The following is an 11,584-nucleotide window of genomic DNA, read 5'->3' on the forward strand; positions in this document are numbered from 1 at the left end:
AAAACGCAGTGCTCAAACACTGCGTTTTATTTTGTATTAATCAAGACGATGCCAAACTTCTTGCTCTTTTAATTCACCATCTTCAATACGCTCTGTACGCCACTCGTCTCCTTCAATGACATAACTAAAAGAAAAAGGCGTATTGGGTTTGACTCCGAATGAGTTAAGCTCTGGGTATTCAACATAGTCGCTTGCAGTATACTCGTAATGCCCTGTGCCTGCCGCCCAAAACTCTGTTTTAGGCTTATCCTTTGTGCCGACATTTTTGATGGTGGTAAAGCTGAAATGTTTTGCAGAAATAACCTTTATCGCCTCCAATTTTAGCTCACTATAATCAATCCAATTGCCCTTGCCATCGAGATAACGCCCTGAAACTAGCTTCCAGCTGCCAATAAATGGATTTTCAACATGGGTGCTAACATCTGCTTCAACGTCAATTGCAACATTTTCATCAGTGATCTCACTGGCCGTTGCCGTAAGACTCATCAAGGCGACAAACACGCCAAGCCCTACTAATCGTAACAACATATCCATTCCCTTTTTCTAAGTTGTTCTACTGCCAACGATGACTCGCTTCCCAGCCCCACCTCTTAGTCAATCGTTCACAGCGCTTAATCTGAGCAAGCCAATATGACATCATCCATAGTAGCAGCCCATATATCATTACTTATATCAATCATTTGACAATAAATTTAAGCATAAAAAAACAGCAATAGCTTGCTGTTTTTTGTACTTTCAGCGTTGTTCATAGCCGAACTTAATATAGACGACTCACAACTGAACTTTATCGTAACGATGCCTTTAACCGCTCCATCCCCTCGTCAATACTCACCAATGCCTGATAGCCGAGATCTTGTTTTGCGGCGCTGATATCAAAATAATGACTCGTCGAGAGCTGCCTTGCCACAAAGCGAGTCATAATGGGCTCATCCTGTTTACCAAGTAAACTATATACTGACTCCAACAGGTAACCTGCCATATAGGCAAGATGAGTCGGCACTCGCTTAGTCACTGGTGGCAAATTTCTACAGGCAAGAATTTTATTAAGCATCGCCGCCATCGTAATCGGCTCATCATTACTCAGGTAATAGGCCTTACCCGCACAAGCGGCACTGTTGGGCATCCCTTCCACCACTCCATTGCTCAGCGTAAGCGCCGCCAAGATATGAGCATAGGCAGCGTTGCCAACAAAAATGGTATCAACAAGCTTATCTTCACGGCCGACTAGCTTAAGCTTACCCACTTCGGCACGCTCAAGCACTCGCGGAACAAGATGAGGATCGTTTGGGCCCCAAATAAGGTGAGGCCTTAACGCCGTGGTCCCCAAAAGCTTACCGTTAGCCAGTGGTTCGCCATTGGCGCTCAGCATCATCTGCTCGGCAATCGCCTTTGACTCACCATAGAAATTGAGAAACTGCTTGGCATAAGGCGCAGACTCATCATTGCCCGCTTCATCGACACCAGCAAAGGTAACGCTCGGTGTGCTGGTATAGACTAGACGCTCAATATTGCGCTGTTTACAGGCATTGATGATATGGCGAGCGCCATCAACATTGGGGGAAAAGTAGCTCTGCTTACTGCCCCAGACCCCCGCTTTCGATGCTACATGAAACACCAGATCACAGCCTTGCATCCCATCGAGCAGAGCTTGTTCATCGGCAATATCACCTTTAACCATCTCTACGCCCATGGCATTTAATTCAGGGTATTGGCCACGTGCAAAACCAGTCACCTTAATCCCAACCGCTAGCAGGCGTTCACAGATGGCTTTGCCCAAAAAGCCCCCCGCTCCAGTGACAAAGGCGTGAGTCACTTTTTGCTTAAGCGCCAACAGTGCGGCTTGCTCTTGGGGCAAGAAGTCGTCCAGCTTTGAAGATTGACTTGTGTTAACCAATGACAAAATACATTACTCCTTAATCTCCTTTTGCGCCCATACAGCTAATTTTTCTCGGAATATTTTAGCGTTATGGCGAATATCGACAGGGAAGTCTGGATGAATAAGGAAACGCTCAATCCCTTGAGTCTGCGAATGCTGCTCGGCAATCGCTTTGAGCTCGCTGTAAAGCTTATTTGAGAGCGAGCAAGCCACTGATTGCTTAAGCTCGATGCAGACGAGCGGCGTCACTCTACCCGCCACTTTTACACCGACCAGGGCGCTACGCTTAACATCGCTATGGGTATTAAAAATCCGCTCACAGGGGATGGAATAATAGCGTTTTGGTTCGTTAGCCGTTGTGGCCTCGGCATCGACCCGATGCGCCTTGCGGCCGCACATCCACAATAAGCCATCACTATCTAAGTAACCTAAGTCGCCCATACGGTGGCGTATTTCGCTGCCATCTTTAATTTTTGCTATTTTTGTCGCGCTATCTCGCTGGTAATAACTGCGACTCACCATAGGGCCTTTAACGACAATTTCACCTATTGTGTCTGCAGGCAAACGTAGAGCCTCATCCCAACTACTGATTGGCTGCTCATCGATAGTTATAATGGCAATATCCACTCCATCTATCGCCTTACCGACACAGATCCCACCGCCGTTATCTGTGATATCAGTGGTGTTAAACATAGCCTTGCTGCCAATTTTACTTAAGGGTAAGGACTCGGTCGCACCATAGGAATTAAGCACCTCCACCTCGTCATTAAGCATCTTGCTAAAGCGCTTAATCGATGAGATGGTAGCCGGTGCTCCGGCAGAGATCACCCGTTGAATGCTAGTCAGTTTGTGTTGGCAGGCTTCACCCGCCCCACCAAGGCGCTCTATCAGCGCTGGGTTCACGAACATATTGCTACACTGATATTTTTCGATAGCAGCAAAAATAAAATCAGGGTTGGCGGTGATAGGTTTACTGGCGTCCATATCGGGCACAATCGATGCCATGCCTAGCGCTGGGCCAAATAGCGAAAACAGTGGAAACGTTGCTAAGTCTCGCTCCCCAGGTTTGATCGCGTAATCATCTTTAAGTGCGGTAATTTGTGCCTCGAACATCTTATGGGAATAAACCACACCTTTAGGCGTGCCCGTACTGCCACTGGTAAACAAGATTGCCGCCATGGCGTCCTCATCTAGCCAGCGCATGTTAAATGGCTCTGTGGCTGGATTCGCCTTCAATAGGCTCTCTAGGCTCGTCGCCCCTGTCAGCGCTTGAGCGAAAGCGCTGCCCCCCACATTGATCAAGTGCTTAACAGTAGGTTTGCCCCAACCAAATAATCGTCTAGCGATATGGGCTTTGGGGATCCCGATAAAGGCATCGGGCTTAGCCTCAATAAAACACTGCTTCAGGTTTTTAACGCCCATGCCTGGGTCGACCAAGATAGGGATAATACCAGCCTTAAAGAGTGCGAAGGTTAAGCAGAAAAAATCGATACTTGGGGTCACCATCAACACCGCCTTCATCCCTGGCGTTAAACCATGGTAGATCAGCGCGCTAGCGAGCTCGTCACTTTTAGTGTTTAGGGTTTGAAAGTCCATCTCTTGGTAACGCAAACCCGATATCGATTTACCATTAGCTTGCTGCACGGCAACAGCAAGTGAGTCGGGGATAGTCTTGGCGGCACTAACTAAATGACGGCACAAATTTGCGCCGTCATTGTTTTCTCTCAACTGACTAGCCATGGCGTTTAGGCCACCGACTCTGTGGCAGTTGCCTCATTCGTTTTAGCCATAAAGGCTTTAATGTGACCAATCACCTCATCGCTGGCATCTTCCAGAATATAGTGGCCACAGTCGCTAAACTCATGCACCTCGGCATGGGGCATTCTTAGCTTCCACTCAGCCAAGAAGTGCTTGTCGAAGACAAAGTCTTGCAGACCCCAACAGATCACTGTCGGTACATCTTGGAATTTGCTTAGACTCGCCGCGATATCTGACACTAAGTCATAGTTACGATCGCCCGGCTTTAACGGAATATCCTGCACGAAGCGCAACGTTGAGATACGGTTTGCCCAAGAGTTAAACGGCGCGACATAGGCTTCGCGAATATCTTTGTGCATAGGTTTCCGCTTCACCCCCACATAAGACGCCGCCGATGAAAAAGCGTTAAAGCCACGAACTAGGAATGTCCCCAGCATAGTATTACGGCAGATTGATAGCGCCCATGGAAACGGCTTACTCGCAGGCAGATGAAACGCTCCAGTATTGAGTATGACCAAGCGCTTAATACGCTCAGGGTAGCGCGCCGCATAACCCATACCTATCATACCGCCCCAATCGTGCACCACTAGTGTAATGTTCTCTTTCACACCTAAGTGTTCGAGTAAGGCTTCTAAATCATCGATACGATTTTTTAGGGTGTAGTCATAGCCACTGTCATCGGGCTTATCTGATAAGCCGCAGCCGATGTGGTCAGGTACGATACATTGATAGTTATCACTAAGGGCGCTAATCAGATTTCGATAATAAAAAGACCAGCTCGGATTACCGTGAACCATAACCACAGGCTCGCCTTGGCCCTCATTCACGTATTGAAGCTTGTTGCCATTTCTATCTAAATAATTGCGCTTAAACGGGTGTAGGGTATCTAGCATGACGTTTCCTATCATTCTTATACTTAAGGTGTAACTGAGTGGGTCGTGAAAATGAAAAAGCCTACGCCGATAAACGTAGGCAAATTAGCATTACCACTTAAGTCCCAACATCATGCAGTTTAAACCACTGCCTATGCCTAAAAAGCTTACCTGATCACCACGCTTCAGGAAGCCTTGATCGTGGGCCATCGCAGCGGTAACAGGCAGTGAAACAGTGCCCATGTTGCCAAGTAGCTTATAGGTTGGAAACTCTTTCTCTTCTGGGATATTCAGTGCACTTAACACGTTACGACGGTTCGATGCCCCTACCTGATGACAGATCACCTTGTCGACCTGTTCCACCAGCCAGTTGCGCTGCTCAAGGAAATGACTCCAAGTATGACGCGCTAGCTCAACCCCTTCTTTTAGCAGGGCGACACCGTTAGTGCGCATAAACTCACGGTACAGTTGTGGACCCGCTTCCTCTAGGCCCCATTGACACAAGTCATAATGCTCAGGAGCGGATAGGTGACTGGCTCCCAGTAGCTGATGCTCTCGATTGCCCTTAAGGTTTAGGCTGCCGTCAGTTAGCAACACCGCCACTGCGCCTGAACCACCAGTAAGGGTTGCTAACGACTGGGCATAGTTCTGCATTGTCGGCTCGGCCAGCATCTTATCGATTGTGATATCGACGATATGACGCGCAGATTCACAAGAGACCACTAGGCCCGCTTTAATCTGTCCAAGCTCAATACGATTAGCGATATCTAAAATGCCAGATAACACACCGAGGCAGGCATTACTGATATCGTAGATGGCAGTGTCTTTAGAGACACCAAGCTTAGCCGCGATACGACACGCAGTTGCAGGCTCATGTTGATCACGGCACACGCCAGTATAGACTACCGCGCCTAAGTCGCTGATCTGTACGCCTGTTTCATCGATAGCTTTATGAGCCGCAGCTAAGGCGCCATCGGATAAACGATGCCCTTTAGGCCACCAGCGTCTTTCATGGATCCCTGTTAAGGTGGCAAGTTGCCCCATTGGAATACGAAACTTTTGGTATAAAGGCGCTAAACGAGACTCTAACTCAGAAGTCGACACAACTTCAGGCGCCAACTCGTAGGCCATACTATTAATAAAAACGCGGGAATATTTCATGAAACTGCTTTTAGTCGCTCACAAGATCGGCCGATTGACAGCCTATCGAGATAGTTATTTATTATTAACCAGCCATTTGAGCAAGAAAAAGCCGATGATTCAATAAAAAACCTCATTGCTGAGGTGTTTTAATCCAATCTTTCATCGGCTTGACTTAGGAAATGGTGTTAGTCTGGCCACGGATTCAATCACAGCTAACTTAATTACAACTTAATAAACAATTTGTTACGGCAAGATTAAATTAAGCTGATTTATATTTTCTATTTAAATGCGTGAATTAGTGCATTTCGCGGCGTAATACTGTTTGAACAAAATTCACCCAGGTTAACCTGATAACCTTGCTCCTCAAGAAAACAGACTCTATCAAGCAGCAGCCACTGCTCAAGTAACGCCCTAAAAAGATGCGCGACTAAATCGATGCGTCTGGTTAAGCGCTGACGCTGTTCACCAATAAGCAAATATTCCTGCCAATCTAGATCAACGGGCAAACTCACACCTTTAGCATCGGCGGCCCAACGACAAAAGTCTTCAAACGTAGCATTTAACTGGCTCTGCTTAACAGCGGGCACAGGAAGGTACTCATTAGCGCCGCGTACCTTACGCTGCAGCGCATCGAATCCCAAACGCCAAGCCATCTCCTGCAGGCGATAGCCTTTGTGCTTGTCGTTAGCGATAACACTTTGCTGCAACGGAAGCTGCAGATCAGCACGACTTAAGGTAAGCGCGCTGGCCTTAGTAACACTCGATAACGGTTGATACTGCTTAGCTTGAATTAAGTGATAACAACAAGGGGAGATCACTAGCTGCTTGGTGCCAGTACGACTGGCATGCTTTAGTAGAGTAACATGCAGATCGCCACAGGCATGTAGCGCCACCGCGAGCTGCTCTGTGTGTAACTGCTCACTTTGACCTGCAAAAGCATCGGCGCAGATAAAGGTTTGCGGTAGCTTCCACTTAGCCGCAAACTGCTCACCGGCATCACAAAGGCTTTGCTGCCACTCAAGGCTCACCACTTCACGTTGATGGGCTTTGGCAATCAGACGACCTAAGTGCCCCTTACCCGCACACCACTCCAACACCGAGGTGTTATCACGAGGCAGTTTAGCCACAAAGGCATTTATCTGTTGCCACTTTCGCCCCTTAATATGGGCGCTAAAATGGGGCTCATCCTCTAATGAGAGTAGTGAAGGTATTGCTGTGATTGTCTCAGATACGGATTCACTTTTGACAGGCGAGCCGATAGCCGACTGGGAAAATAGTGCGAGAGGCCACTGTTGACCTTGAGCGTTAAGATCTGCAGCCAATGCCGGCAGCAATACTTCATTAAGCCTATGTTGGCAGGCGTCAATCTGCTCTAGTGAGTCATCACTCAGCTGCCAAACCGTATTGGCTAAGCTTGGGAAGTCGTCCTGCCACGGTAGCTGGTCACAATCAAAGCTACGGCAACGCCACAAAGGCTGGCTCTGGGTCAACATCGCGTCTATTTGTTTAAGTCGCTGCTGTGCGCTCTGCTTATCGCTCTGGGACGAGGTTTGATCTGTAGTTAATGTCATCTTTTAGTCATTTACAGTTACAACAATCTTGCTATTAAAGCCTGAAAAAAACGGGCACCTTCAAAGGCGCCCGTTAGTTTAGCATGTCATGGTCTAAATTCGTTTAGGCTTTTTGCTCGCGGCTGATGCTTGCAGCTGCTTGCTTCTTAATTTGCATGCGTTTACCTAACCAGACTCCGAGACCGAGTGGCGCAAAGAATACCACCACTAAGAAGAGTACGAAGTACAAGATCAGGCTCTTTAGCGTCTTAGTGATCTCCTGAAACACTACCTCTACCGTATGCTGAGACAGCTGCTCTAAATCAACAGCCGCTGCGGCGCGTTCTCTGGCGACCATAGCTTCCAGTGCCATACGTTCATTTTTCACCATCAGCTCCAAAGCCTGACGCTCAACGGATAACTGCTTTAGCTTGTCATCGGTGTCAACGCTAAGTTGCTCCAGTAACGGGCTTAACTCTCTGCGCATATCGACCGCTAAGGTCTGCATCATCTCAGGGCTTTGCGCCATCAACTGCTGAAACTTGGCCGAAGTATCGCTTATGCTCATCAAGGTACGCTGGATTTCATCGGCGTTAATGTTTGAATGCAGTGCGTAAAGCTCGGCTTTCCAGCCTAAGATCTTAGGCATCTGCTCGGCGATCATTGCCATTCTGTCTGAGATATCACTCATTACTTCCGGTACGGTACCGAAGGTCGTCACTGCATCAAATTCACTAATTTGATGGAACTCGAGCCACTCGGTAAACGCCGACTCACGAGCGAATGCCATATCCTTAATCGGATTTTTAGCCACATATTGCTTCACAAATTCTTGGTTCTTCTTAAAGTTAGCTGAACCAAACTTTTTAATAGTACGTTCAAATTGATCGCGTAACTTAGTGCTTGCGTCGATTGCAACTTGCTGCTGTTCTGCGAACAGGTTCTTACCCGCTCCAGTTTCAAAAAATTGCGCCATCTGCTCAGTGAACACCCAAGTATCGACCATCGCCGCTGTTGGTGAGGCTTGGAAAATAGTGTGCTGCAGGTTTTGTTCCGCATTAATTTTCCACATTAACGTATTTGATTGAATCGCAATACTGTCAGTATTTCGCTCAATAATATCCGCAGCGCTTTCGACCTGACTATAGAAAACGGTACTGAAATCTCGGCTCAGTACTCGCATATTAAGCTGCTCTTTGGGCAGTGGCTCGATACCACTTTCCAGTTTAATCTCGAGCAGTGAGCAAGCACTGGTAAGTAGTGCTACAACAGTCACTAAACAAAAGCGAAACAGCGTTCTCATAACTCCTCCAGAAAACACACAATTCATTGAATACTTAGATAAAAAATCAACTGGTAATTGTAGCATCTGATTTAGACATTACCTATCTCTATGTCGACTATGGGTTATTCACTTTATTTATAAATTGAGATGTAGGCAAAGATCATCAACGTCTGAGCTTGAGTATTGATACACTTTCACAGCATTCACTTGTAAGCTAATTTTAGCTAACTTAAAATTTGCCGCAAATTCGAACAACAATAAGATAGCGACCTTATGAAACAATCCCCCTGTGTTGCCCATTGTGGTCTAAATGACGAAGATTTTTGTATGGGGTGTTATCGCCATATCGATGAGATTGTCGGTTGGTCAGCGGCCAGTGATGAGCAAAAAGCACAGATCTGGCAAAAGCTGGCCGAGCGAAAAGCACTGATGCAAGGCGGAGAAAACAGTGCCATATTGAGTCGTGATAAATGGCTCGAAGCCGAAGCAAGGTTAAAGCATAATAGCTAGCTATTAGAAACAAAAAGAGCCGCTGATAGCGGCTCTTTTTTGTTAGCTTTTTATAAAAAGCTTGGGGTGCTACTTCTTCATCATGCTTTTCAGATCAGCAAACGGGTTATAGGTAGCCGCTTCCACTTTCGTCTCGGTGGTTGAGCCATATTGAATCAACTCTTCAAACTTTGAGTGTTCATTGTCGTGACAGTAGAGACACAACAACTCCCAGTTCGAACCATCTGATGGGTTATTATCGTGGTTATGATCACGATGATGCACCGTCAACTCTCTTAGGTTGGCATTGTTAAATTCACGAGTACAACGGCCACATACCCAAGGGTAAAGCTTAAGTGCCTGTTCGCGATAACCGCCCTCACGCTTTGCCTTATACTCTCTGGCCTCTGCCAATACTTTATCTAACTTACTCTGCCCTTGATTGGTCGACATGATCTTTCTCATTAAAGTTTGTTACCTAGAGCCAATTGTACCACTGACTCTAGGGAATTTTCACCGCAAATTAATCGTTAACCTAGTTGGTTAAGAGTTAGCTTCGCTACCTAAGTACTCTGAGCTAGAGAGATGTAGGTAATGCAGGTATTTCTCATATTGAGTTACCACATCGGCTAAGATCTGCTCTTGTGTAAAGCCCATCACATCGTAATGCTGGCCACCATGCTCTAGGAATACTTCCACGCGGTAGTACTCGTTTTCGCCTTCGGCTACTTCACTCTCTAACGGATTAGAGATGGTGTAGGCACGGATACGCAAGCCATATACAAAGTCATTGTGCTCTTCACTGTGAACCACGAAGCGAATGCGATTATCAAAGTTGATGATCTCAGCCGAGATTGAGCGGCTTAAGAAGCTCTCGCATACTTTCGACAACGCAGGTTGTGCTACCTTATCCAAGAAGTCTTGTGCTTCTTGCTGACTTGGGTGAGACAGTAATACGTCGATATGCGACTCCCAGCTTACGTTAGTCTTGGTGAACTGAACGCTAGTGTTGTGTGACTGTACACTGTTGATCTTTAACCAGTCATCCTTAAGCGCTATATACAGACCAAAACACATCATCAACATTACCAGCAAGAATGGCAGTGCACTGGCAATTGCAGCAGTCTGTAGCGCCTGCAAGCCACCCGCTAACAACAATACAGATGCCACAACACCTTGCATTAGGGCCCAGAAAATACGCTGCCATACTGGTGCATCGTGGTCGCCACCCGATGTTAGGTTATCGATGACCAATGAACCCGAGTCAGATGAAGTGACGAAGAAAGTTACAACCAGACACAATGCGATTGTCGATAGCAGTGTCGAGAATGGCATGTGCTCGAAGAACACGAATAATGCAACTGAAACATCTTCTGAAACGGCATCAGACAGATAGGTTCCGCCATTAGAGATCACATCGATAGCGCTGTTACCAAAGCCTGTCATCCAAAGGAATGTCAGTGCAGAAGGAACAAATAATACCCCGACTAAGAATTCACGAATTGTACGGCCACGAGAAACACGGGCGATAAAGGTACCTACGAATGGAGACCATGAGATCCACCAGCCCCAATAAAGTAGCGTCCAGCCACCAATCCAATCATTCTTTTGCTCGTAGGCGTATAGGTTAAACGTCTTACCAACGATGTCACTTAAATAGGCACCTGTGTTCTGTACAAATGCTTGTAGCAGTTCAACGGTAGGACCAAATAGTAAGACGAACACCAGCAATAACACTGCAAGAATAAGGTTTAGCTCACTTAGACGCTTAACCCCTTTATCTAAGCCTGAAAATACCGAAATTGTAGCAATACCACAGACACCAATAATCAAACAGACTTGCACCGTTGTGCTCACAGGCACATCTAATAAGTAGTTCAGACCAGAGTTAAGCTGGAATACACCAAAACCTAGCGATGTCGCCACACCAAACATGGTACCCAGTACCGCAAACGTATCGACGGCGTGACCGATTGGCCCATAGATCTTATCACCGATTAATGGATATAAGGCACTTCTTGGTAGCAGGGGCAGCTTATGACGATAAGAGAAGTACGCCAAGCTCAAGGCTACCACAGCATAAATAGCCCAAGCATGAATCCCCCAATGGAAGAAGGTGATCTTCATAGCATCTTTTGCCGCCTGAATAGTCAGAGGATCGGCATCAGGTGGCGCCATGTAGTGCATCACAGGCTCAGCAACACCGAAGAACATCAAACCAATACCCATACCAGCAGAGAACAGCATGGCAATCCAGCTCTTATAGGTGTAATCGGGTTCAGCGTGATCAGGGCCTAGCTTGATATCACCGAAACGGCTGACCATCACAAAGATGATAAAAATTAGAAAGATAGCAACACCTAAGATGTAAAGCCAACCAGCTTTAAGTTCGAACCAGGATTGCGCCGTTTTGAAAATATCTTGTGATTGAGTGGGCCAAACAGCACAAACAAACACCATTAAGGTAATTAAAATTACCGAGGAGAAAAATACAGGTGGATTAATACTCGATTTTATCGACATATAGTTACCGCGATCAATGAAGTACACACAACTATTCTAGCTTTGCCTAGGTCGGCAAGCCAGAAATCAGCGGTGCATCAGTTAATAT

10 protein-coding genes are annotated in these 11,584 nt (G+C 46.6%); 1 reads left to right on the plus strand and 9 read right to left on the minus strand.

Annotated elements, in window-relative coordinates:
- Positions 1-36: 36 nt before the first annotated feature.
- From K5Q92_RS06615 to K5Q92_RS06645, 7 genes are all read right to left on the minus strand, one after another.
- Positions 37-528 carry a hypothetical protein gene (locus K5Q92_RS06615; RefSeq protein WP_259649510.1) on the minus strand — a complete coding sequence of 164 codons (492 nt, stop codon included), beginning with the start codon at positions 526-528 and terminating at the stop codon, positions 37-39.
- Positions 529-784: 256 nt separating this feature from the next.
- On the minus strand, positions 785-1,900 hold the full coding sequence (oleD, locus tag K5Q92_RS06620) for a 2-alkyl-3-oxoalkanoate reductase (RefSeq protein ID WP_220768235.1): 1,116 nt from the start codon (positions 1,898-1,900) through the stop codon (positions 785-787).
- A gap of 6 nt (positions 1,901-1,906) precedes the next feature.
- Entirely contained in the window at positions 1,907-3,616 is a 1,710-nt protein-coding gene (gene oleC / locus K5Q92_RS06625) for an olefin beta-lactone synthetase (protein WP_220768236.1), read from the minus strand.
- 5 nt (positions 3,617-3,621) lie between these two features.
- Complete coding sequence (locus K5Q92_RS06630) at positions 3,622-4,527, minus strand: alpha/beta fold hydrolase (RefSeq protein ID WP_220768237.1); 906 nt, start codon at positions 4,525-4,527, stop codon at positions 3,622-3,624.
- A 90-nt stretch (positions 4,528-4,617) separates the two neighbouring features.
- On the minus strand, positions 4,618-5,667 hold the full coding sequence (locus K5Q92_RS06635; RefSeq protein ID WP_202721559.1) for a 3-oxoacyl-ACP synthase III: 1,050 nt from the start codon (positions 5,665-5,667) through the stop codon (positions 4,618-4,620).
- Between the two features lie 260 nt (positions 5,668-5,927).
- On the minus strand, positions 5,928-7,220 hold the full coding sequence (locus K5Q92_RS06640) for a methyltransferase (protein ID WP_220768238.1): 1,293 nt from the start codon (positions 7,218-7,220) through the stop codon (positions 5,928-5,930).
- Between the two features lie 103 nt (positions 7,221-7,323).
- Positions 7,324-8,502 carry a chemotaxis protein gene (locus K5Q92_RS06645; protein ID WP_220768239.1) on the minus strand — a complete coding sequence of 393 codons (1,179 nt, stop codon included), beginning with the start codon at positions 8,500-8,502 and terminating at the stop codon, positions 7,324-7,326.
- Between the two features lie 255 nt (positions 8,503-8,757).
- Between K5Q92_RS06645 and K5Q92_RS06650 the strand changes: the two genes are divergently transcribed.
- Positions 8,758-8,994, plus strand: coding sequence for a DUF1289 domain-containing protein (locus tag K5Q92_RS06650; RefSeq protein WP_220768240.1), 237 nt, complete (start codon positions 8,758-8,760; stop codon positions 8,992-8,994).
- A 69-nt stretch (positions 8,995-9,063) separates the two neighbouring features.
- Here the strand turns inward: K5Q92_RS06650 and K5Q92_RS06655 are convergent, their stop codons facing one another.
- Both K5Q92_RS06655 and K5Q92_RS06660 read right to left on the minus strand, forming a co-directional pair.
- Positions 9,064-9,426, minus strand: coding sequence for a YajD family HNH nuclease (locus K5Q92_RS06655; protein ID WP_202721563.1), 363 nt, complete (start codon positions 9,424-9,426; stop codon positions 9,064-9,066).
- 90 nt (positions 9,427-9,516) lie between these two features.
- A complete protein-coding gene (locus K5Q92_RS06660; protein WP_220768243.1) occupies positions 9,517-11,496 on the minus strand; it encodes a BCCT family transporter in 1,980 nt (659 codons plus the stop codon).
- Positions 11,497-11,584 lie beyond the last annotated feature (88 nt).

This window comes from Shewanella sp. MBTL60-007 (assembly GCF_019654915.1).
GTDB lineage: Bacteria > Pseudomonadota > Gammaproteobacteria > Enterobacterales > Shewanellaceae > Shewanella.

Bases quoted from the DNA above. Each gene is read 5' to 3' on its own strand.
- K5Q92_RS06615 (WP_259649510.1), bottom strand. From the start codon at position 528: ATGTTGTTACGATTAGTAGGGCTTGGCGTGTTTGTCGCCTTGATGAGT.
- oleC (WP_220768236.1), bottom strand. From the start codon at position 3,616: ATGGCTAGTCAGTTGAGAGAAAACAATGACGGCGCAAATTTGTGCCGT.
- K5Q92_RS06630 (WP_220768237.1), bottom strand. From the start codon at position 4,527: ATGCTAGATACCCTACACCCGTTTAAGCGCAATTATTTAGATAGAAAT.
- K5Q92_RS06635 (WP_202721559.1), bottom strand. From the start codon at position 5,667: ATGAAATATTCCCGCGTTTTTATTAATAGTATGGCCTACGAGTTGGCG.
- K5Q92_RS06640 (WP_220768238.1), bottom strand. From the start codon at position 7,220: ATGACATTAACTACAGATCAAACCTCGTCCCAGAGCGATAAGCAGAGC.
- K5Q92_RS06645 (WP_220768239.1), bottom strand. From the start codon at position 8,502: ATGAGAACGCTGTTTCGCTTTTGTTTAGTGACTGTTGTAGCACTACTT.
- K5Q92_RS06650 (WP_220768240.1), top strand. From the start codon at position 8,758: ATGAAACAATCCCCCTGTGTTGCCCATTGTGGTCTAAATGACGAAGAT.
- K5Q92_RS06655 (WP_202721563.1), bottom strand. From the start codon at position 9,426: ATGTCGACCAATCAAGGGCAGAGTAAGTTAGATAAAGTATTGGCAGAG.
- K5Q92_RS06660 (WP_220768243.1), bottom strand. From the start codon at position 11,496: ATGTCGATAAAATCGAGTATTAATCCACCTGTATTTTTCTCCTCGGTA.